General features: G+C 58.1%; 18 protein-coding genes and 4 pseudogenes. 11 read left to right on the forward strand and 11 right to left on the reverse strand.

Annotated elements, in window-relative coordinates; genetic code table 11:
* Positions 1 to 140 precede the first annotated feature (140 nt).
* From PL597_RS15730 to PL597_RS15740, 3 genes are read left to right on the forward strand one after another with little or no spacing between them, the layout of a single operon-like run.
* Positions 141 to 800 (forward strand): ABC transporter ATP-binding protein, encoded by a 660-nt coding sequence (locus PL597_RS15730; protein ID WP_271365683.1) that lies wholly within the window; start codon positions 141 to 143, stop codon positions 798 to 800.
* The gene (locus PL597_RS15735; protein ID WP_271365685.1) at positions 797 to 3,205 is read left to right on the forward strand and encodes an ABC transporter permease; all 2,409 of its coding nucleotides are present in this window, start codon (positions 797 to 799) and stop codon (positions 3,203 to 3,205) included. The genes PL597_RS15730 and PL597_RS15735 overlap by 4 nt, the downstream gene beginning before the upstream one ends.
* Positions 3,195 to 4,262, forward strand: a complete 1,068-nt coding sequence (locus PL597_RS15740; protein ID WP_271365686.1) for a lipocalin-like domain-containing protein — start codon at positions 3,195 to 3,197, stop codon at positions 4,260 to 4,262. Before PL597_RS15735 ends, PL597_RS15740 begins: the two co-directional genes overlap by 11 nt.
* A gap of 359 nt (positions 4,263 to 4,621) precedes the next feature.
* Here the strand turns inward: PL597_RS15740 and repC are convergent, their stop codons facing one another.
* The 3 genes from repC to repA form a co-directional block, all read right to left on the reverse strand.
* Positions 4,622 to 5,836, reverse strand: coding sequence for a plasmid replication protein RepC (gene repC, locus PL597_RS15745; protein ID WP_271365687.1), 1,215 nt, complete (start codon positions 5,834 to 5,836; stop codon positions 4,622 to 4,624).
* 197 nt (positions 5,837 to 6,033) lie between these two features.
* A complete protein-coding gene (gene repB, locus PL597_RS15750) occupies positions 6,034 to 7,062 on the reverse strand; it encodes a plasmid partitioning protein RepB (protein ID WP_217005672.1) in 1,029 nt (342 codons plus the stop codon).
* A complete protein-coding gene (gene repA, locus PL597_RS15755; protein WP_217005669.1) occupies positions 7,059 to 8,282 on the reverse strand; it encodes a plasmid partitioning protein RepA in 1,224 nt (407 codons plus the stop codon). The genes repB and repA overlap by 4 nt, the downstream gene beginning before the upstream one ends.
* 375 nt (positions 8,283 to 8,657) lie before the next feature.
* Between repA and PL597_RS15760 the strand changes: the two are divergent.
* Positions 8,658 to 8,882 (forward strand): annotated as a pseudogene (locus PL597_RS15760) (LysR substrate-binding domain-containing protein); the annotation flags it as partial.
* 68 nt (positions 8,883 to 8,950) lie between these two features.
* Here PL597_RS15760 and PL597_RS15765 read toward each other — a convergent pair.
* Together PL597_RS15765 and PL597_RS15770 are read right to left on the reverse strand one after the other, a co-directional pair.
* The gene (locus PL597_RS15765; protein WP_149147949.1) at positions 8,951 to 9,325 is read right to left on the reverse strand and encodes a VOC family protein; all 375 of its coding nucleotides are present in this window, start codon (positions 9,323 to 9,325) and stop codon (positions 8,951 to 8,953) included.
* 40 nt (positions 9,326 to 9,365) lie between these two features.
* Positions 9,366 to 10,172 (reverse strand): AraC family transcriptional regulator, encoded by an 807-nt coding sequence (locus PL597_RS15770; protein WP_191218494.1) that lies wholly within the window; start codon positions 10,170 to 10,172, stop codon positions 9,366 to 9,368.
* A gap of 74 nt (positions 10,173 to 10,246) precedes the next feature.
* Between PL597_RS15770 and PL597_RS15775 the strand changes: the two genes are divergently transcribed.
* The 5 genes from PL597_RS15775 (at position 10,247) to PL597_RS15795 (ending at position 13,904) form a co-directional block, all read left to right on the forward strand.
* Positions 10,247 to 10,618, forward strand: coding sequence for a hypothetical protein (locus PL597_RS15775; RefSeq protein ID WP_191218495.1), 372 nt, complete (start codon positions 10,247 to 10,249; stop codon positions 10,616 to 10,618).
* On the forward strand, positions 10,615 to 12,624 hold the full coding sequence (locus PL597_RS15780; protein WP_191218496.1) for an FUSC family protein: 2,010 nt from the start codon (positions 10,615 to 10,617) through the stop codon (positions 12,622 to 12,624). Before PL597_RS15775 ends, PL597_RS15780 begins: the two co-directional genes overlap by 4 nt.
* Positions 12,624 to 12,824, forward strand: coding sequence for a DUF1656 domain-containing protein (locus tag PL597_RS15785; protein ID WP_020010266.1), 201 nt, complete (start codon positions 12,624 to 12,626; stop codon positions 12,822 to 12,824). Before PL597_RS15780 ends, PL597_RS15785 begins: the two co-directional genes overlap by 1 nt.
* A 5-nt stretch (positions 12,825 to 12,829) precedes the next feature.
* Positions 12,830 to 13,708 (forward strand): efflux RND transporter periplasmic adaptor subunit, encoded by an 879-nt coding sequence (locus PL597_RS15790; RefSeq protein WP_191218515.1) that lies wholly within the window; start codon positions 12,830 to 12,832, stop codon positions 13,706 to 13,708.
* 70 nt (positions 13,709 to 13,778) lie between these two features.
* Positions 13,779 to 13,904, forward strand: a complete 126-nt coding sequence (locus PL597_RS15795) for a hypothetical protein (RefSeq protein ID WP_436969165.1) — start codon at positions 13,779 to 13,781, stop codon at positions 13,902 to 13,904.
* A 465-nt stretch (positions 13,905 to 14,369) separates the two neighbouring features.
* Here PL597_RS15795 and PL597_RS15800 read toward each other — a convergent pair whose 3' ends face one another.
* Entirely contained in the window at positions 14,370 to 15,089 is a 720-nt protein-coding gene (locus PL597_RS15800; RefSeq protein WP_191218497.1) for a class I SAM-dependent methyltransferase, read from the reverse strand.
* Positions 15,090 to 15,175: 86 nt separating this feature from the next.
* On the opposite strand from PL597_RS15800, the gene PL597_RS15805 reads away from it, so the two are divergent.
* On the forward strand, positions 15,176 to 15,940 hold the full coding sequence (locus PL597_RS15805) for a helix-turn-helix transcriptional regulator (RefSeq protein ID WP_191218498.1): 765 nt from the start codon (positions 15,176 to 15,178) through the stop codon (positions 15,938 to 15,940).
* A gap of 51 nt (positions 15,941 to 15,991) precedes the next feature.
* Here the strand turns inward: PL597_RS15805 and PL597_RS15810 are convergent.
* A pseudogene (locus PL597_RS15810) lies at positions 15,992 to 16,991 on the reverse strand (nucleotidyl transferase AbiEii/AbiGii toxin family protein).
* Positions 16,984 to 17,175: pseudogene (locus PL597_RS26345) on the reverse strand (hypothetical protein); the annotation flags it as partial. The pseudogenes PL597_RS15810 and PL597_RS26345, both read right to left, overlap by 8 nt.
* Before the next feature lie 49 nt (positions 17,176 to 17,224).
* Between PL597_RS26345 and PL597_RS15815 the strand changes: the two are divergent.
* A pseudogene (locus PL597_RS15815) lies at positions 17,225 to 17,726 on the forward strand (DDE-type integrase/transposase/recombinase).
* Positions 17,727 to 17,797: 71 nt separating this feature from the next.
* On the opposite strand, the gene PL597_RS15820 reads toward PL597_RS15815, so the two are convergent.
* The 3 genes from PL597_RS15820 to PL597_RS15830 are packed head-to-tail and all read right to left on the reverse strand — an operon-like array spanning position 17,798 to position 20,450.
* Positions 17,798 to 18,577, reverse strand: coding sequence for a hypothetical protein (locus PL597_RS15820; RefSeq protein ID WP_191218499.1), 780 nt, complete (start codon positions 18,575 to 18,577; stop codon positions 17,798 to 17,800).
* The gene (locus tag PL597_RS15825) at positions 18,574 to 19,605 is read right to left on the reverse strand and encodes a zinc-dependent alcohol dehydrogenase (RefSeq protein WP_191218500.1); all 1,032 of its coding nucleotides are present in this window, start codon (positions 19,603 to 19,605) and stop codon (positions 18,574 to 18,576) included. Before PL597_RS15825 ends, PL597_RS15820 begins: the two co-directional genes overlap by 4 nt.
* A 35-nt stretch (positions 19,606 to 19,640) precedes the next feature.
* Complete coding sequence (locus PL597_RS15830; protein ID WP_271365701.1) at positions 19,641 to 20,450, reverse strand: ABC transporter permease; 810 nt, start codon at positions 20,448 to 20,450, stop codon at positions 19,641 to 19,643.
* Positions 20,451 to 20,465 lie beyond the last annotated feature (15 nt).

A 20,465-nucleotide genomic window follows, 5' to 3' on the forward strand; every position in this document is an offset into this window, starting at 1 on the left:
AGGCACGGGTGGCGAAAATTGGACTCATCGACAATACCTGAAGCCCTCCGTCTCGCGCCACTGGAACATCGTCAGGTAAGGTTGGTTGAAGTCTTCGACCACATCCGATCATATAGGATAAGTTAGAGATCGAAGCTCCCATGATCCTGTTAATCTCCGGCCTCAGAAAGACTTATCAGACCGCCGAGGGAACGATCCCGGTTCTTAATGGAATCGATCTTGCCATTGACGCGGGTGAGAGCCTTGCATTGACGGGAGAATCGGGCAGCGGGAAAAGCACACTCCTGCATCTTGCCGGCGGCCTTGATCTGCCTGACAGCGGTACGATCACGGTGAACGGCCGCACGATCACCGATCTTAATGACAAAGACCGCGCAATGTTTCGCCGGAATGACGTCGGTCTGATTTTCCAGCAGTTCAATCTCATTCCGAGCCTTGATGTTGGCTCAAATGTCTCTTTCCATGCAAAGCTTGCAGGCCGTTCTGATCCAAGGTGGGAAAAGACGTTGGTCGAAGCCCTCGGGATTGCAGCGCTGCTTGGCCGCTATCCCGAACAGCTTTCGGGCGGGCAGCAGCAACGGGTTGCGATCGCACGGACGCTTGCGGCAAAACCGCCGTTGATCCTTGCCGACGAGCCGACCGGCAATCTCGATGAGAAGACCGCGGAGACCGTCATCGACATCATGCTGAGACTTACGAAGTCAGCGAAGATAGCACTTCTGCTTGTCACCCATTCCAGCCGGCTCGCCGCAAAACTCGATCGGCGCATCACACTCAGCAGCGGGAAGGTTTCCCCATGAACCCTGCTGCCTTCAAGGCATTGCTTTCACACTGGCGCCACAGGCCCCTGCAATTCATCACGCTGGTCATGGGCGTGGCGCTCGCGACAGCCCTTTGGTCTGCCGTACAGGCCATCAATGCCGAGGCGCGCGCCAGCTACGACAGGGCGGCCTCGGTATTGTCTCAAAACCAGCTGGACCAGTTGGTGGCCAAAGACGGCGGCACGATACCCTTGGAGACTTACGCGAAGCTTCGCCGGGCCGGCTTTGATGTCTCTCCTGTCATCGAGGGCCAATACCGGTTCGGGACGACGCGTGTCAGGCTAATCGGGATTGACCCTTTGACGATGCCGTCGGATGGAACGCTTCTTCCCGCCTCGGATAGATCCGGACTGATCGACTTCATGACGGTGCCCGGCGTGATGCTCGTATCGCCAGCAACGGCTAGTGCCTTGAAGGATACGGCGGGACTTGCCGTCAGGAAGGCGGCCGATATTCCTGACGGGGCGGCTTTCGTCGACATCTCCACCGCCGCCCGCATCCTTGAACGCAATGGAGACCTCAGCCGAATCGTTATTTCACCTTCACAAGACCGGGATCGTCAGGCGATCGGGCGCATCGCGCCTGAGCTCACAATAAGAGAGGCTGGCGGGCGGCCTGATATTGCGCGGCTCACCGACAGTTTTCATCTTAACCTTATGGCTTTCGGTTTCCTTGCATTTATCGTGGGTCTGTTTATCGCCTATTCCGCAACCGGGCTGTCATTCGAGCAGAGGCGAGGCTCCTTTAGAACGATGAGATCGCTTGGAGTGTCCTTGGCCTCACTCACGACGATGCTCGTTATCGAGATAACGCTCTTCGCGCTCCTGTCCGGCGCATTGGGCGTCATTCTCGGCTACGTCGTCGCCTCTGCGCTCTTGCCGGGCGTGGCCGCGACGCTCAGTGGGCTTTACGGGGCAGGCGTTGCGGGCTCACTTTCCATCAGGCCCGAATGGTGGCTGGCGGGTTTTGGCATGGCGCTCATCGGAACTTGGCTTTCCTCGCTGCAACATCTCTGGCGTGTCTGGCGGATGCCGATATTGTCGACGGCGCACAACAGGGCCTGGACAATGGCATCCGCCAGAGGACTGATGCTGCAGGTTGCAATCGGCACATTTCTGTTAGCGCTGTCCGGTTTCCTTATCTGGACCGGGGGAGGGCTCCTCGCTGGATTTGCGTTATTGGCAACGCTCCTGCTCGGCGCAGCATTCAGCCTCCCGCCGTTTCTGGCCTCTCTCTTGAAAGCGGGTGAACGGGTATCTCAACCGATACTTGTGCGATGGTTCTTTGCCGATACGCGCCAGCAATTGCCCGGACTTTCCCTCGCATTGATGGCATTGTTGCTCGCCTTATCGGCCAATATCGGTGTCGGGACGATGGTCTCAAGTTTTCGGGAGACTTTTCTCGGTTGGCTAGATCAGCGGCTTGCAGCAGAGGTTTACGTGACGGCACGAGACGAGACGGAAGCCGGGCGGCTACGCCAATGGTTTCCCGAGCACACACGCGCAGTCCTGCCCATCTGGAGCACCCGGGGTGAAGTTTCGGGAGAACAGGTGCAGATTTTCGGGGTCGCCGATGATCCCACCTACAGGGATCATTGGCCGTTGATCCTCGGGTCCGCCACGACCTGGGATGAGATTGCGAGCGGTCGGGGAGCACTGGTCAATGAGCAGTTCTGGCGGGCCGGCAAGGCTTCGCCTGGGCAGAAAATTAGCTTGCCAGGCGGCTGGAGCGCTACCGTCGTCGGCGTCTTTTCGGATTTTGGCAACCCCACGGGACAGGTGATTATCGGTATTGATGCTCTTGTCCAGCACTATCCCGATGTTGAAAAACTGCGATATGGCCTTCGCCTTGCGCCAGAGGAGACCACGGCTTTCCGGCGGCGCCTGATGGAAGAGTTCGGCCTGCCGGAAGCTAATATCGTTGACCAGGCGTCCCTCAAGCGCCAATCCGCGGCGATTTTCGAACAGACCTTTGCGGTAACGGGTGCCCTGAACGTACTGACGCTAGCCGTCGCCGGCTTTGCAATGTTTTCAAGCCTCCTGACGCTCGCCTCGCTGCGATTGCCGCAACTGGCGCCCGTCTGGGCACTCGGGGTTCGTCGTCGCGATCTTGCGTGGCTGGAGCTAATCCGCGCACTCGCTCTGTGGCTCTTCACGTACCTTGCCGCGATTCCCGTCGGGCTCGCTTTGGCCTGGGTGCTTCTGGCAATCATCAATGTGGAAGCGTTCGGTTGGCGGCTGCCATTGATCCTTTTTCCACTGGAATGGCTGAAACTTGGCCTTGTCGCCCTTGTCGCTGCCATAGTTTCGGTTGCGATACCGGTCATCCGATTGGCGAAAACCATGCCCACGGACCTCCTCAGGATATTTGCCAATGAACGCTAGGCGCATGTTTCTACTTTCCCTGATCTGTTGTGCTCTTACGCCAGTGGCAGCAGTAGCGCAGGGCTTCGCTGGCTTAGGGTCGACCGCCGAAGGTTTCAGCGTTCCTCAAAGAGGAGTGCCGCTGGTGTTTCCGCAGGATCACGGGCCGCATCCGGATTTCAGAATCGAATGGTGGTACGTCACCGCAAATCTTCAGACCTTGGACGGTGAGCAGCTAGGGGCTCAATGGACGCTCTTTCGTTCGGCGCTCCAACCCGGCGAGCGGGCCGGATGGGCGGATCCGCAAATCTGGTTGGGCCATGCCGCCCTTACCACCACCCGTCGTCACTATGTTGCCGAAAGACTGGCGCGCGGCGGGGTTGGACAGGCTGGTGTCGAAACCGATCCTTTTAATGCTTGGATAGACAACTGGGCGATGAAGACGGCCGCGACCGGACTTGCCGACCCCCTCGATAAAATTGATCTGAGCGCCAGCGGCAAAGGTTTTCATTATCTACTGCAACTTCAGGCGAGCGGCCCATTGGTTCTTCAGGGAGACAGGGGTTTCTCGGTCAAATCAACAGCCGGGCAGGCCAGCTACTATTATTCCCAACCCTTCTACGACGTCAGCGGCAACGTCGAGCTTGATGGCCGGATCTTGCAGGTGACAGGCAAAGCCTGGCTTGATCGTGAATGGTCATCTCAGCCGCTCGCTTCCAATCAGACGGGATGGGACTGGTTTTCGCTACACTTCGCATCGGGCGAAAAGATGATGGCATTTCGACTGAGAGATAACGAAGGGGGCTATACCTCCGCCAACTGGATTTCAGCTGATGGCAAGTCCTCACCCATCGACCCCGAGGAGATAGAGATTTTGCCGTTGCAGACGGCAACTGTTAACGGCAAGACAGTCCCGGTGAAATGGAACCTGAAGATGCCTAGTCGCGGTCTCGATATCAAAACGACGGCGCTTAACGAGCAGGCATGGATGGCAACCTCCACCCCTTATTGGGAGGGGCCTATCGAGTTTACAGGAACGACCTCGGGGCGAGGCTACCTGGAAATGACCGGTTATTAAAATCGATTGTCTCAAGCTTCCATCGTCATTTCTCCTCTAGCGGTTGGTACGGCTTGGTAGTCCCGAGGACAGATTTGAGGGCACCATGGCCCCATCCCGCCAAAAACCGCCATCTGAGTTGGTATTGCGGCATTGATCTTCGATCTGTTGCTCATGATATCGAATCCTATTCTTGCGCCAGCCAGTGGCCGACTTCACTTACCGGAAACCAAACCTGCTGGCCTGTCTGAAGTAAGGTAGGGCGCATTAGCCTGTGCAGGGACGCCAAGCATCCCTTTCATAGCTAGAATAGACGATTGGAAGGGGAGGTGACCCCCCACCTGTCGAAAACCGATAGCCTCGTTCAAAGCATCAAAATATCATCCCGTCGCCTTCACCGAGTGACCGGCAGCTCTCAGGAGGGCCATCAGCAATGGTCCCAACGAAAACTCTCCACGCTTTGCCCGGTTGGTCAAATCCCTCAGGTATCCACCCGGCGAATTGATATGACCGCCGCGTTCAAGAATACAAGCGACAGTCACCGCCGCATTTTCCGGGCCCATCACCTCGCAGGCCTCCTGATATGCAGAAGGACTGACCCCAAGCATCGACCTGACAACCACAGCGGCTGTCATGAGCTCGCGCCAGTTCTCGATTTGGCCCTCAGGACCATAGTTCGAAATTTCCGGGCAGGCCCGCAAGACAAGTCCAATCGGGAAAGCCTTTATCGGCACATGCATGGCCCGCTCATTTTCACTCGGCTTTGCGCCCAGCTCCTCTCCAGAGCTTGGTTCAAGTTCATTAAGTGGGTTGGTATTTGAATTCTGTATGTGACGCTCAATATGGGCATCATTGGCGTTCATATTTGACGAAAAACCATCAGAATTCAGGAGTTTGACGACATCCTCCCGCAAACTGCTCATTCTGGTGCCCAGATCGCTAAGCTCATTCAGCCCGGGATTGCGCGGAATTTGCCTGACCAGGCTAAGATAGCGCTCCTCCAACTCATCCCAATCGCCTGGAGCACCTTCGTCAACGGCTGCCGTAATAAGCTTGCGGATATCGCGCCGGCAGATCGTCAGGTTTTCCCTTGCCCGTCTAAAGGCAATTCGATCGGCAGCAACCTGCTGCGCGAGGCATGCGAGCTCCTCAGCTCGCATAAGAAGCGGCGATATGTCGAATCCGAAGGCGTGTTCGATCGATCCATCGTCATCTTTTCTAGCGTAGCGTTTGCCGTTGGCGCTATCCTTGCGGATGATCAGGCCGGCCTCAACGAGGAGCGCAAGATGCCGACGCAAGGTTGCGCCTGCGATACCATGGGCACGAATCGACAGCTGAATGTTCGAGGGAAAGACGACGAGCTGCGCGTCCTGTCGCAGTTCGTTCTCCGGATAGAAGCTCAAAAGCGCGTCGAGAACCGCGAGGCTGCGATCCTGCAGACCAAGTACCTCCCGAGCTTCCGATGCGTCGCGGAAAACTTTCCACTTGTTTGCCGATTTACCCTCTTCGATCCTGCTCGTGGCGATTTGTCGCCTCACAAGCGCAAGGGTAACCTGTCGCCGCCCAAAGGGCGTCGTTACTTGTCCACCTTCCATGTCTTCGCCTCTCAAAAAGGCAAAAGAAGAACGCTCACCGAAACGGTGCCAAAGACTCTTGACTAGGATTCATGGAAATGCGATTCTCAAGCTCTCACACAACGAGAAGGGCTTCCATGACGGCGACGTTTCGGGGGCCTTTTTCTTTTGCGCGCTTTCCTTCCATAATTCGTGTCGAAATCCGCTTAACGCTTCGATCAGTTCTTCGACTTCATACGACTGAAGCGCTCGGCCAGCGCCGGCAACTCCGATTCAATAAAGCTCAGGAATTCCGTCGCGGACGCCGTGTGCGCTGAAATACGAACCTCCTTGGCCGTACGCACAAGCCTGCCCAGTTGCTCGCCTGAGGGGCCAGCAATGGCTTTGCCGGTCTCCTTCAAGGGAGCTTTCGGTTTCAGAGCATTCAATGCTGCCAGGAACTTCTGGTCTGATCCCAGGCGCTTTTGGGTGCTGATGGATAAAGCCTTGCTCACTGCATCGTGCAGATCCGGCCTTTCAGAAAAAGTCTTTGCAAAGTCGGCCCATCTCGGACGACCAACCTTCGCCGCGCGCCCGATTGCTTCGATGATTCCGGACGGGACGGCGCGGTAAACGGACCGCATGCGTGCCAGTTCAGGATCGTCGATGGACAGGGCAGCCTTGATATCGCGAGGTTTCACATTGGCATCGTCCATACGGCGGGCAAACAGGGCGCGCTCAATCCAGGTCAGATCCTGGCGATCGGCGTTTTCAATACCCTGTGCGATGACCAGTTCGACGTCGGATATCTCTACCTCGATCGCCTTAACCGGAATCCCAAGATCCTTGGCTGCCTGGAGCCGGCGGTGGCCGTAGATCACCTGATAGCGGTCAGGCGAGGACGGTGATTTTCGGACCTGGATGGGAACCTTTTGGCCTTCGGAGCGGATCGAATTCCTAAATGTTTCGAAATCGGAGGCATCATCGTCAGGAAGACGGTCGGGAAAGGGCGAGGGGTCGATTTTGGACGGATCGAGTTCGCGGATCGCTCCTCCGCCGGCTTCGACCAGCGCCTTCAGGCGATCACGTTCTGATTTAATGTCGTCGATCGCCCGGTGCGCCGCACCGATCACGCCTGCACCGACACGAGCGGATGGAGCAGGTTGGGGAGCGGCGGCAGGATTCTCCGTCGACAACCGGTTTTCCAGTTCCGCAGAGAGCAACCCAAAATTTGCTACGATGGATTTACGCGATGACTTGCTGGTCATGTGCGCCCCCAACTGGTGTTGATCAGTTTCACAATTGCTTCATTGACGGCGTCGACCGCCTCGCGGGCTCGCTTGTGTGTGTCACGGCCGATCTGGCCCATTTCGAGCTCGTAGATGGAGCGCTTTGCAAGTCCCGCTGCCTCGACAGCCGTGCTTTCGATCAGGGTTGGAAGAAGCACATCGGTACCAAACAGATGGCGCATCATGGCGACAACTTGAGACTGGGGCGCATCGTTGGGATCATGACGAGTGATGAGATAGCGAATGAAATCCTGATCGAGTTGCGCGCCGTTTTCATTCAGCACGCTGATCAGGTCTCCCATCATCAACAGGAACTGGCTCATGGAAGCCACATCAAGCATCGCCGGATGGACGGTGATGATCATACTTGTGGCAGCGTAGATTGCGCTGAGCGTCAGGAATCCGAGGGACGGCGGCGTATCGAGGATAACCACGTCATAATCCTGATCGACCTCGGCCAGCGCAAACTTCAGTCGCTCGAAGAAAATTGCCCCGGAACCGGATTTCTGCGCCAGAACCCTGGGCGTTTCGTGCTCATATTCCATGACCTCGAGGTTGCCCGGGATCAGGTCAATGCCGTCGAAATAGGTCTTGCGAATAATGTCGCGGATCGATCGACGCTCTGCATCTTCGTAACGCAGCGCCGCATAGATGGTCTCATTGGCACCGACATCAAACTCGGGCTGCGCACCGAAGAGAGCAGAAAGTGACGCCTGCGGATCAAGATCCAGTGCAAGGACACGATAGCCTTGCAAGGCGAGATAGTGCGCAAGGTGGACGCAGGTTGTGGTCTTGGCGCTGCCGCCCTTGAAGTTGGCGATCGCCACCACCTGAAGGTGTTCGCCCTCGCGGCGGCGGGGTAAGAATCTCAACGCGTCTGCAGGCTTCTGGCTTGCAAACAGTTCCCGCAATTCGTTGATCTGGGCCAGGGTGTAGACCCGATGATTGTTTTCCAGCCGTCCAGGAATCGGGCCGCGCCCTTCACTCGACAAGAGTTTCAGGGTGGAATCAGGTATCGACGTCAGCTTCGAAACTTCATTGGTCAGGAAGGGGCGCAGGCTTTTTTCCGACTTTGGCGGGTACATGCGTGTGCGCAGTTCCTGCAATTGCTGCGACAGAAGGCTCGCATGGCGGGCTATCTTGCCGCCTGCATCTTCCTTCTGAGCAATCGTTGCTTCAATTTTATTCGCCATCGCCATGTCGCCCCCTTGGCGGCCAAAGTTCGGTTTGCCGCCCAAAGCCCGCCAAAGATACAACACGATTCTCGCGTCGCGTCCAGAGATTAAGGGTTAATAGCCCCTTAACTCACAATTATCTGCCTTTCACGTTAGCGACTCTGAAACTGGAGCAATATGTCACATTAACAATGACTTATCTGTTTTGCGGGGGCTGCGTTGATCCCTTTTCCGTTCTAGGGTCAACTACTCAAACGCCGGCTTTTTCACGGCGATTGGAAAGTTCCTTTCAAGTGCCCGAAGGCTCCATGCCGCGGAATCGGGATATGTAGGATCCACTGTTGATTCCCACTGCTTAGGGTCAGGACCTTTTGATTTTGGCTGACGGACGAGCAGATCGCCGCAATTCAGGCGGCCGTATCGGGTTTCGGCATCATCCGCGTACTCTCCTACCAGATTGCAGGCCAGTTACGTTCTGGCGCCCTGCAGGAAGTACTTGTTGAGTTTGCGCCGGAACCGCTGCCCGTGAATGTCGTCTACGGACCAGCCGATCCATTGCCAACGAAAATTCGATGCTTCCTGGATTGGATTACGCCCCGCTTGCGCGATCAGTTGGCCCATTAACTTCCCATCAGGACCCACCACCGATTAACTCAATTTCATAAAATCAACCGTGCATGGGGCTGTCAGCCTCATTTCGTGGGAGGCGTCCTTGCAGTCAGTTTATTTCCGTCGGGGTCGCGAAGATATGCAACGAACGCCCCGTTCGGACGTGCCGTGGGCGGGCTCTCGATTGCCGTTCCGCCGTGTGCGACTCCGGCGGAATGCCACGCCAGGACGTGGTCGGGGGTCGTCGCCGCGATACCGATTGTTCCACCGTTGGCAACGGTCGCCGGTTTGCCGTCAATGGGTGTCGTGATCATCAGCCGCCCTCCTTCATGGGCGTAGATCAGTCGGCCTCTGGCGTCCATCTCGCCGGGCTTGCCGCCCAGAGCGACGAAGGTGGCATCGTAGAAATCTCTCGCGCGCTCCAGATCGTTGCTGCCGATCATGACGTGGGTGAACATGTTTTATCTCCTCTGGACTGCCCGTCCGTTTTCGTGACTTTTAGCGGTCGAAGTTTCTTAGATACTTTGATGGCGAGGTTCCGAGAGCCTTCTTGAACATGGTAATGAACGCCGACACCGATTCATATCCGAGGTCGCCCGAAACCTGCTGTACTGTCGCCCCCGCTGAAAGGCTTCGGATTGCGACGATCAATTGCAACTGTTGGCGCCAGCGGCCAAACGTAAGGCCGGTCTCCTGCTGAACGAGACGTGCGAGCGAATTCTCGCTCATCGCCACTCGCGTTGCCCACTGCGCCATCGTACTGCGATCGGACGGGTTATTCGCCAGTTCCGACGCAATCTGCAAAAGCCGCGATTCATCCGTCAGCGGCAGATGAAGATACTCTACAGGCATGCGCGACAAGGCCGACAGAAGCAGCGTCGTCACAAGTTCCGAGTGAGCCGTCGCAACCGCGGACTGATCGGCCATCTCGATGATGAGTTCCCTGACGAGTGGCGAGAGGGAAAGCGTGCAACATCGGTTTGGTAAATCGGCAGCCCCCGGTTCAACGAACAGAAAGAACAAGCGCGCGTTGGCAGTGGCGACATTGCTGTGAGGCATGCCCCCTGGCACCCAGACGCCGCAGTGCGGCGGGACCATCCACATGCCGCTCGGAACCCTGCATGTCACACCACCGCGCAGGGGCATGACGAGCTGGCCCTTGCGGTGTTGATGTTCGGGCGCCTCGCGTTCGTTTTGCGACACGTCTATCCTCACAGCGCGCGCGGGCGCAGGCGAACTTTCGAGATCATAGTCGGCGAAGGCGCTGGAGAGAGATATTGGCGATTGGTGGAATTTAGTAATCATCTGATGGTATATCTAAATTCTTCCGCGTGCTTTGTCGATAGGTTCACACCCGGCAAACAGGCTGGAGAACGATCATGGCACTTCAAAAATTCGACGACCGTTGGTGGTCTGACATTGTCAGGACTGAAATTCGTCTGCCCCTCAAAGAGCCTCGCAGTCTTTGCATTTTGATTCCAACCCGAACGCGGACAAAGTCGCCGCGCTCCGGCCGCTTTAAAAGAATCACGACCGGTCTCCTTTCGAAAGCCCGCGCGCTTCTCGGCCGTCAGCCGGGGGGCGTGTCTACCGGTGCGTGCACGGACCAGGCCGAAGCCTACCTGCACGCCTGCCTCGCCGCACCGTTCTTTTGTTATGTCTCGCCAGCGATCTATGGCCTGCCGAACAGCATCACCTGTGATGAACAAGGCGCGGAGCAGAACATCTCCAGGCCGGGAGATGACATTTGAGTGTCCGACCAGTCGTTACCAGGGGGAACGTGATCTTTTCGCTGAAGACGTTCGGCGCAGCCATGCTGGCATATCTCGTAGCCCTCAGTTTTGATCTGAACCGGCCGTACTGGGCAGTTGCAACCGTTTATATTGTCGCCCACCCGCTCTCCGGCGCGATCTCGTCAAAGTCGGTCTATCGGCTTCTTGGAACACTGATTGGGGGTGGCGCGACAATCCTCATGGTCCCGAACCTTGTGAACGAGCCGATATTGCTCTCCGGCGCGATCGTCGTATGGGTTTCTGCATGCACCTTCTTCAGTCTGCTTGATCGCACGCCTCGCAGTTATGTTTCGCTGCTGGCGGGCTATACCGTGCTTCTTGCGGGATTGCCGCTGGTCAACACTCCGGCAAACGCTTTCGATATTGTCGTTTCCCGCACAGAGGAGATCGGGCTCGCGATCATATGCGCCTCGATCGTCAGCCACATTGTTTTTCCGGTTCACGTAGGAACAACTCTTCTCAACCGGATCGACGGCTGGATGGCGAGGGCGCAGAAGCTCCTCGAAGCGATAACTGCCGGCGAGTTGGAAGGAAGCCAAAGCAGGATGGAGCGCAGCGCGCTGGCTGCGGAGGCGGCCGATCTGCGTTCGTTTGCGGTTCATCTTCAGTATGACGGATCCAGATACCGAAACAGAGTGGCACTGGTGAAGTCGCTGCATCATCGGATGGTGTCCTTCCTCCCGTTGCTGAGCGAGCTGGAGGATTTGCGACGATCACTGGGCAGGCTGGACCCCTGCGGCCACGAAAAGGCATTGGCGATGATCAGGGAGGCGGGTTCCGATCCGAGAAGCTCCTCCCTGGCGATCGCGATCGATGCAATCGCCTCTTTCGCCGCGCCTCCGACATGGGAAAAACTTATTCTCGCCAATTATGCCCGCGAGCTGCGGACTGTTTCTCGACTTTCTGCGGAGTGCCACACTCTTCGAAAATCCATTGAAGATCAAAGTGGAGCAAGAGCGGCCCGCGCTCCTGAGAGAACGCCCGCACCGCATCGTGATATCGGAATGGCGTTGCTGTCATCGCTGACAGTCGCGATCTGCGTTGCGACGTCACTCTTCTTCTGGATCGCAACCGGCTGGTCCGACGGAATGATCCTCGCCCAGATATCGGGCGTCCTTTGCTGCCTCCTTGCCACGATGGATGACCCGGTCCCTGCCATGCGCAAATTTGCCAATGTGACGATCGGCGCCGCCATTGCCGCATTCATCTACGGCTTTGCGATCCTTCCGCTCATCGACGGTTTTGCGCCACTTGTCGCGGCTCTAGGATTGTTTTTGATACCGGCGGGCATTTGTCTCGCAGTGCCCTCGCTTGCGCTGGTTGGTATGGGACTCTGCATCAATTTCCCTCTTCTTCTCACGCTCCGGGCATATCCAGGGTCCGACTTTGCCACATTCACGAATGCGGCGGCCGCAACCATACTGGCAATGGTCTGGACGATAGCGGTCTGCGGCATCTTTCGATCCGTGCAAACGGAAACAAATGCCAGACGGCTCTTTTCAGTTACCCGGAGACATGTCGCAAACATCGCCTTTGGCAAACACACCGACGGCCTTGTCACGCGACATCGCATGATTGACGTTGCCGGCCTGTTCGCCTCACGAGTGGCAAGACTCCCGCCGACCTCGGAGGTCTATGATCGCGACCTTTTAAGGGATATCCGGGTGGGGCTGCATCTGGTCGCTATGCAGGAGCTCATTGCAGAAGTTTCGGAGGGTCTCCGCCTCACCGTTGAACCGGTCTTCCGCGCAGTCGCGCCCTTATATGACGGCCTTCCGGCTGAACGAGGGGCTTCGCTGGAAAACGCCCTGCGGGCGCTCGATGATCTGATCCTTTCGACTACGGTCACCACCGACATGGATATCGAGCTTCTGCTGCAAGCCGTCGCTCTTCGCCTTTGCATAGCTCCGGAGGCTGACAGGCCTGTTCCCGGAATTCCGTTTTCAGAAAGGAACGCCGCTTGATGGGAGAACTCGATCTTTATGGCGTCTTTTTGCCGTCTTCCGCAGCGCTCGCCCTGTTTGCTTATGTCGGGTTACGCGTTCTCGCTTCCCTTCTCGGCAAGATCGGTTTTTACCGGGCGGTTTGGCACCGCTCTCTGTTCAACCTTGCCCTGTACATTACTCTTTTCGGCGGATTTTCTGCCGCTATCGACTGGTTTTGATGATGATGAAAAATCTGACGTTCACTGCGGGTCAAGTCCTTCTGACCTTGTCCATGACGGGTTGCGCTGTGGTGTTGGGCTGGCACCTGTGGTCTTTCTATATGGAAGCGCCATGGACGCGTGACGCCAACCTCCGGGCGGATATCGTTCGGCTTGCACCGGATGTTTCCGGGCCTGTCACCGAGGTTCTGGTGTCCGACAATGCACAGGTTGAGGAAGGAACGCCATTGTTTCGCATCGAAACGGATCGCTTCGAACTTGCGCTGCGCGAGGCAGAAGCGCAGGTAACAGGGACAAGGGCGGCGGCGGAGCTGGCAAAAACCGATTTCGAACGATATCAACTGCTTGCCTCAAAGGAAGCAGCCAGCCTCAAGGAGCGACAGCAAGCAGAAAGCCGGATGTATCAGGCAGAGGCCGCCTATCGATCTGCACTGGTCGCGCGGGATCTGGCAAAGCTGAACCTTGAGCGGACGACCGTGAGGGCACCGGCATCCGGGGCGATTACGAATTTCTCCCTGCGCAGGGGGAACTATGTCCTGGCTGGAACTGCCGTAGGCGTCCTGGTGGAAAAAGAATCTATCTACCTTGCGGGGTATTTTGAAGAGACAAAGCTCGCGAGAATTCACATTGGTGATCCGGTAACGATCAAGATCATGGGCGAAGCTCAATCGGTCACCGGACATGTCGCCGGCATTGCTGCGGGGATAGAGGATCGGGAACGAAGCGATACTGCGGGCTCGCTCGCAAGCGTGGCGCCGACATTCTCATGGGTCCGACTGGCGCAGAGAATTCCGGTGCGGATCGAGATCGACGACGCCCCTACAACGGTCCGGCTGGTCGCGGGGAGAACCGCGACTGTCTCAGTAGGAAAGATAAAGAACTAGGACGCGTCCCCATAAACGGGGTTCATGTGTCGATCGGATTATGATTCACTCCTCTTGAAGGAAGATCGTCATGCGCCGTCACGAACTGAGCGACGAAGAATGGGCCGGCATCGAGCCACTGCTTCCCGCCAACAGCCTTGGAGTGAAACGCGTTGATGACCGCCGGACAGATGCCAGACGTGCAGGAGGTGAATGATCGCCGGCTGGACGGTTCCTTCTTTGGCCTCTTTTTCGTAGAGGTGTTTTGTCGAGGCAAGGGCGGATTCGGCCGCGCATAGGACCGATATTCTACCGCACGTGGCCGACACCAAACGCGGCAGCGCTGCCCGCAGGATCGGTACGGCGGCATCTTGAATTCCGGCCGCGGCTGTCCCAAGCGTTGCGCAGGTGAGAATAACCACGTCGGACCGTTGCCCCAAAGCGGGCAGACAATCGGCCGTCTGCGAGCTTACATTTTCCGTCAACGCACACATTCTTCGACTGCCTCACGCAGATCGGTCCGCAATTCGTGTCGGCTATTTGCGGACGACAGGCCCACGGAAACCGCTGCCTCTTCAAACAGCGGCTGGTTGGCCTCGACAGTATGAAGGAAGGAAATGCGCAAAGTCGCGTTCTCTTTCGCGGATGTTTTTTTCAAACATGACTTGTCCTTTCGATTGCCTTATTCCGGCAACGACGGAGCACGTCTCGTGAACCACGCGCCCCAGAAGAGGCTTGAGAAAAATCGTAGCGGCGCCTCGAATCCTGCTTCAGCCAGGAGCATGGTGACGTCTTCTTCCGATCGGGGTGGTTCGGCGCCTTGCAGCATGCGGTCCATCTTCGCACGAACCTCGTCGGGATCGGCGCCATTCATTCGCCATCGCTGCGCCCAAGCAGCTAACAACAGCAGCTCGGAGCTGTATGCGCGATAGTTTCCAGCCAGCACAAGCGGCGCCCCGGCTTTCAGCCTTCCGGCAAGTTCAGCCAAGATCTGGAGCTTCGCGCTGTCGCCCGGCAGGTGATGTAGAACGCCGATCATCATTGCGGCGTCGAAGGAGGAGTCGCTTGCAACCTCCTCGAGGCTGCCTTCAATGAATTCGACGCGGTCAGCAAGCCCGGCCTCAGTGAGATTGGTGCGCGCCACCTTCGCCATGGACGGAGAGGGATCGACTGCGAGGAAGGTCCAGGACGGCTCCAGCCTGGCCGCAGCGATGATCTCGCCGGCTGTTCCACCCGCGCCGACGACCAGGATGCGCGCAGATTGCATACTGATTGCTGAAGCCGCCAGCATGCAGGCGCAGAGTTCGTGACAAGCATCGTATCCTGCCAGCGCAATGCGGCTCTGCCGACCGTATTCGTCGGCACGTGATTGATCGAATTTGGAGGGGGAGCTACTTGTCATCGTATCCTCAGCTATAATCTCGTCTCGGTTGGAATGGTCGCTGACAAGAGATTACCCAATCTGACGACATATTATCCGGAAAATACATGATCGAACATTCAGATCCAAAGCCAAAGCATGACCGACTTGCTGCCTTTCTCAAGGCCTATGGCCTGCGCGCCGATTATCGCGACGATGGCGAGAAAGCCAATCTGGTGATCGTCGATAGCGAAGGTGCCGGGGAGGCAACCCACCTGATTTACCGGCCGCGCGCGGCCGGCGTGTCCGGGCGCGGCATGACCATTTTGGCGGCGGCTACCATTGATTTCGGCGAGAACTTAAATCCGCTTGTGGGCGCCTTGCCTGAGGAGTTGTGCTTTGGTTTGGCAGCGGAGCGGGAACTGCAGGGACTGGCAGATCTGATCGTGGGAGAGAGTATTGACCGGCGCTGCGGTTGTGGCACGATCCATGCGCGGCTTTGCGAAGTGATCGTCGTTCTTGCGATCCGAAAGGCGCTCGCGGCGGGTACGGTCAATGCGGGCCTACTGGCTGGGCTTGCTCATCGGCAGCTCCATCCCTCTCTGGTGGCTATGCACGAAGACCCGGCGAGGCGCTGGCACATTGGCGACCTGGCCGCAATCATCGGCATGAGGCGTGGGCGTTTCATCGATACCTTCAGCAGGACCGTCGGCCAGCCGCCGGCAGCCTATCTGACGAACTGGCGGCTTTCGCTGGGCAGGTCGCAACTGCGTTCCGGCCGGAGCGTGAAAACAGTTGCTGCTGCTGTCGGGTTTGGTAGCGCCGAGGCATTTTCCAGATCGTTTACACGGAAATACGGCTATCCACCGAGCCAAGAGAGGATAGCGCCTTAGCGCGCCAACGCCAAAACACCGCGCGCGTTGCCAGCACTAGCGACGCCTCAATCAGCCGCCAGCATTGGCCTTATCTTGGATTTTCTCGCATCGAGCGAGGAGTTCGTCGAAAGTCTCGGCCTCACCGAGAAGAAGGCCGTCTTCAAGCATCCGGGCGCAGTCCTGTTCGAGAGCTGCCCTTCCTTCGCCGGAAGGAGTAAGTTGCAGCCCACCGCCCACGGCCGCTTCATAGTCAATCGGCGTTCTATCGGCCGCTTTCTCAACCTGGATTCGTGTTGCGCCACCGACTTGGCTAGGTCGCGATCAGCGATTGCACTGTGGCGATGCCGATATCGTCAAGACGAACGATATCGTGCCAGTGTCGTGAAAAGCGTTCTCCGCGGAGCCATTCCTGCAGGCAGAAGGCGTGGATTGCCGTCGCCTTTTCCCAGAATGTGCGCTCGGCATGTATGACCCGCGGCTTCGCGGTGGGAAATTCGATGCCATCCACAAGGCCTGCCGCGTCGCATGCAAGGTCGCGAACGCTTGCCGGTTCTCCGATTGATCGAGCCCCGAACTCCAGCATGACGCTTGGAGCGACGTAGCCGGATCCGCCGGCAACTGCTTCATAGTCGATGAAGAGCTTGTCGGCCTCGACACGTACGGTGGCCGGAAGCGACTGGGCGCTGATCGCATCGATAATGAGCGGGGTCTCCGATATCCAGATCGGCAAACGCTTGCGGACTTCGCTCGACCAGCGCTTTTCCTCGCTTCTGGTATTCGGCAATGCCTCGTCCTTTAAGCCCACCAGACCATGAGCGAGCTCACGAATATCGTATGTCAGGTAGACATCCTCCGAAAACCTGCGGATGGCCTTTTAGGCTTTGGAGAGGGATGTGCCACCTTTGAAAACGAGGTGATCCCAGAGCGCCGTGCCATAGAGGGTTCGCAGAGCCCAGACGACCCATGCGTCCTTTTCCAGGAGGTGGATCGGCCGCCCGGCTTTCTCCGTCGCGATCGCAAGAACGTCTCTCCGATCGTCCTGGGACAGCTGGAAAAACTGTTCAGCCATAAGCGGCCTTACCCACACTGCGGGCAAGCCAGCTGGGGAACCGCGGGGCGGCGGCAACGAGTTCGCTGAACGCCTCGGCGGAAAGCTTCCGCTTGATGCTGGGAAGGGCTTCTTCTGCTCTATCCGGACGGAGGGCGATGTCACGGTAACGCCGTGTGAGGAGCGGTTGCGATAGACGCACGTGCACGAACACCTCGCCAGTCAGCTACAAGCGCCATCGCTTCCCACCCCAGATCATCGCCCACGCGGTCTGGCTGTACTTTCGGTTTCCGCTGAGCCTGAGCCTTATCGAGGAATTGCTGCTGGAGCGAAGCATTGCCGTCTCCTGTGAACGATCCGCCGCTGGGGAAAGAAGTTCGGCCCAGATTATGCACGTCGCCTTCACCGCAAGGAGCCCAGCGGCAACGATGTGTGCCCATCGCTGGCAGAAAGAACTGGGTATCGCGGGACGTCGATCAGGACGGCTATGTACTCGACGAAATCATTCAAAACGGCCGAAACACCAAAGCTGCCAGGCGATTGCTGACCCGTCTTTTGAAGAAGCAGGGTATTGCGCCGAAGCGGATGATGCAAGACTTCCGTTCACCGGGAAACCTTTAGCGCTTCATCTCCGTCTTCTACGCTGACCGCAACCTCTTAGTCTCACCCCGCTCACAACGCTCCGCATTACAAAACCGCGTTCACCGCATCCAGGCGACCGCAAAGTGGAAAGCTGCGGCCGGAGCAACGACCTGAGATCAATCCCAAAGGCCGAACGTCTCTTGTGCATCCGATGTCAAGTTAAAGTGACATCGCCCCTTGGGATGTTAGGATGCGGGCAAGTTCCGGTTTTGCGGATCGGAATGGCGCTTGCGGCAACTGACCTCAGTGAATCGGGCTCGCATTTCCTCGGTGGCCAAAATCTCTGATCGGTTCGCGGGCGCGTCGACGTCACGGAAACTGACCAACAGCTCCATCACCCCGTCGCGGAGAGTGGCCTGCGGTTGCAGCACATCCTTTGCCGCCGTCGCAAGGGCCGGATGGATGTCCTCCAGTCCGCTGCGGCTGCTGCTTTCGGCGAGCAAGACCACATTGAGCATGTCGGTATCCGCCTGTGGCTCCTGCTCGAACACCTCGTACTTCTGGTTCGGCTCAGCAAGACCGATCCGATAGCAGACCATCCGCCCGGTGGAGACCAGATCCTGAAGAACCAAGGCTAGTTTGGCCGATGCGCCGCCAGCGTGGCTGCGGTCCACGGAATAGGCCTGGACCAGCACGTGGGTGCCCGTCCCCCGGCCGCCGGAGGCGACGCATTCGGCAGGTATGCGCAGAACATTGGAAAAATGCTGGCGCATCTTCGAAGACCAGGGCGTGGGGTGGCGCACGAGATCCAGATAATCGGGATGTTCGAGCGCTGCTGTATCATCGAGGTCGTAGACCGTGAAATAGCGATCCGAAGCGGCGCTGAACGCGGCGTAGCGACGGGCAGCGCGGATGCCGGGTGGTGTCAACCGCTCGGGCACGTGCTCAAACGTGTGCCACGTCTCGTATTCTTCCCGCATTGCGGTGGGAAAATCGTTCCAGAGCGCGAGGAAGGCCTTGCTCATGGTGCGTCACCGATCGTCAGCATGACTTTCGACGCAATACGGGTGTGTGCAAGCTTAAAGCCTTCGAGCGCATCAGTCAGGGCGAAGTTGTGGCTGATCAGCCCGCGCATCAGGTCCTGGTTTGCTTCGAGGAAACGCAGCACGTCGTCCCATGTCGATTTCGGCGCGCGATAAGACCCGCGGATCTGCTGGTGCATCCGCACCAGTCGCGTCAGGTCGATCTCGGCGGCGCGCGGGTGGATGCCGACAACCGTAAAGATGCCGCGCTTCTTCAGGAACGGCAGGCTGGCATTGACCAGAGACGGTACACCGGCCGCCTCGATGATGGCATCGAAGGGGGGATAGTCGGTCAGGGCCACGTCCAGCGTCGTGTGATGCGTGTCGATCAGGTCGGCAAAACCGGCAGCATGCAATGCTGCGAGCCGCGGCTGGTCATCGCGTCCGAGGACCACGACCTTTGCGCCTTTGGCCCGGGCGAGAATGGCAATTCCCTGCCCGATGAAGCCCGGGCCGATCACAAGCACCGTCTGGCCGGCTTGGACATCCGCGGTGGCGACAGCCTCAGCGCAGACGGTCATCGGCTCCGTCAGTGCCGCGATCGACAGGTCGAGTCCGTCCGGCACTCGGTGGCAATTGGCATAGGGAACACTGACCAGAGCGGCGAAGGCACCGTTGCGTCCGATGCCGATGCCTTTGCGGGCGCTACAGTTATCCGCGTCACCGGCGAGGCAGGCCGCACACCGGCCGCATGTGGTGGACGGACGCGCCGTCACCCGCATGCCCAGAAGGTCCTCGGCAATGCCCGGCCCGACCTTTACGATCATGCCAGCAAATTCATGGCCGAGCGTGACCGGCATCGCGCTTTCCATCGATTCATAGCCCGGTGTCCAGGCGGCGATGTGGAGATCCGTGCCGCAGACGCCGGCGGAATGGACACGTATCAGCACTTCTCCGGTCTGGGGCGCAGGTTCATCGGGCGCGCGGAAGTCCAGCCCCGCGGCAGGGCGGGTCTTTTGCAAGGCAAGCATGGTGCAGTCTCCAGGAAATCAGGACGCGGATGTTATCAGCGCCAGCTGAGAAAGTGCTTTTCGACCCTGCCGATGACGAAACTGACGATCAGGCCGAGTACGGACAGGATGGTTACCCCGGCGAACAGCTTTTCGAGATCGTAGAGCGAACCGGCTTCGAGAATGTAGGAACCGACCCCATACTGCGCGCCGAGCATTTCGGCAGCCACGAGCAGGATGATCGCGATCGAGATCGAGACCCTGAGCCCGGACAGGATGGCGGGAAAGGCGCCCGGAAGGACGATTTTGCGCACGATCGACCACCAGCTCAGCCCAAAGCTCTGGCCCATGCGGATCAAGGTTCGATCGACATTGTCGACAGCGCCGTAGGTCGCCACCACCGTCGGGGTGAAGGTGCCGAAGGCGATCAGCATGTATTTCGACATCTCGTCAATGCCGAACCAGATGACGAACAGGGGCAGGAGCGCAATCTTCGGGATAGGAAAGAGAGCGGCGACCAGCGGAACGAGACCGGCGCGCACATAGCTGAACAGACCAATCAGGACGCCGAGTGCGACGCCGACAGAAACGCCCAGCAGGCCGCCGATGAGCAGGCGCTGCAGCGAGGGCATCAGATGCTTCCACAACAGGCCGGTCTGCCAGAGCTGCACGAAGGTGTCCAAAACGGCAGAGGGGCGGGGCAGGGTGAGGTTGGAAATGAAGCCGCTGCGCGTACCGGCTTCGGCAAGCGCGATAAGGGCCACGAAGACAATCAGTCCCATCCCGCGCACCGGCACCGGTGCGAAGCCGCCACCGCGAAAGTTGACGGCCTTGACGCGACCGGCGTTGCGGTCGTGTGTGTCCATCAGCGGTACACGACC

The organism is Agrobacterium sp. ST15.13.013, from assembly GCF_027956525.1.
GTDB lineage: Bacteria > Pseudomonadota > Alphaproteobacteria > Rhizobiales > Rhizobiaceae > Agrobacterium > Agrobacterium salinitolerans.

Coding starts and splice junctions, on each gene's coding strand:
- PL597_RS15820 (WP_191218499.1), bottom strand. CDS start 18,577: ATGAGCAAGGCCTTCCTCGCGCTCTGGAACGATTTTCCCACCGCAATG.
- repA (WP_217005669.1), bottom strand. CDS start 8,282: ATGGCGATGGCGAATAAAATTGAAGCAACGATTGCTCAGAAGGAAGAT.
- PL597_RS15825 (WP_191218500.1), bottom strand. CDS start 19,605: ATGCTTGCCTTGCAAAAGACCCGCCCTGCCGCGGGGCTGGACTTCCGC.
- PL597_RS15790 (WP_191218515.1), top strand. CDS start 12,830: ATGAAAAATCTGACGTTCACTGCGGGTCAAGTCCTTCTGACCTTGTCC.
- PL597_RS15735 (WP_271365685.1), top strand. CDS start 797: ATGAACCCTGCTGCCTTCAAGGCATTGCTTTCACACTGGCGCCACAGG.
- PL597_RS15830 (WP_271365701.1), bottom strand. CDS start 20,450: ATGGACACACACGACCGCAACGCCGGTCGCGTCAAGGCCGTCAACTTT.
- PL597_RS15805 (WP_191218498.1), top strand. CDS start 15,176: ATGATCGAACATTCAGATCCAAAGCCAAAGCATGACCGACTTGCTGCC.
- PL597_RS15800 (WP_191218497.1), bottom strand. CDS start 15,089: ATGACAAGTAGCTCCCCCTCCAAATTCGATCAATCACGTGCCGACGAA.
- repB (WP_217005672.1), bottom strand. CDS start 7,062: ATGACCAGCAAGTCATCGCGTAAATCCATCGTAGCAAATTTTGGGTTG.
- PL597_RS15775 (WP_191218495.1), top strand. CDS start 10,247: ATGGCACTTCAAAAATTCGACGACCGTTGGTGGTCTGACATTGTCAGG.
- PL597_RS15795 (WP_436969165.1), top strand. CDS start 13,779: ATGCGCCGTCACGAACTGAGCGACGAAGAATGGGCCGGCATCGAGCCA.
- PL597_RS15765 (WP_149147949.1), bottom strand. CDS start 9,325: ATGTTCACCCACGTCATGATCGGCAGCAACGATCTGGAGCGCGCGAGA.
- PL597_RS15770 (WP_191218494.1), bottom strand. CDS start 10,172: ATGATTACTAAATTCCACCAATCGCCAATATCTCTCTCCAGCGCCTTC.
- PL597_RS15730 (WP_271365683.1), top strand. CDS start 141: ATGATCCTGTTAATCTCCGGCCTCAGAAAGACTTATCAGACCGCCGAG.
- repC (WP_271365687.1), bottom strand. CDS start 5,836: ATGGAAGGTGGACAAGTAACGACGCCCTTTGGGCGGCGACAGGTTACC.
- PL597_RS15785 (WP_020010266.1), top strand. CDS start 12,624: ATGGGAGAACTCGATCTTTATGGCGTCTTTTTGCCGTCTTCCGCAGCG.
- PL597_RS15740 (WP_271365686.1), top strand. CDS start 3,195: ATGAACGCTAGGCGCATGTTTCTACTTTCCCTGATCTGTTGTGCTCTT.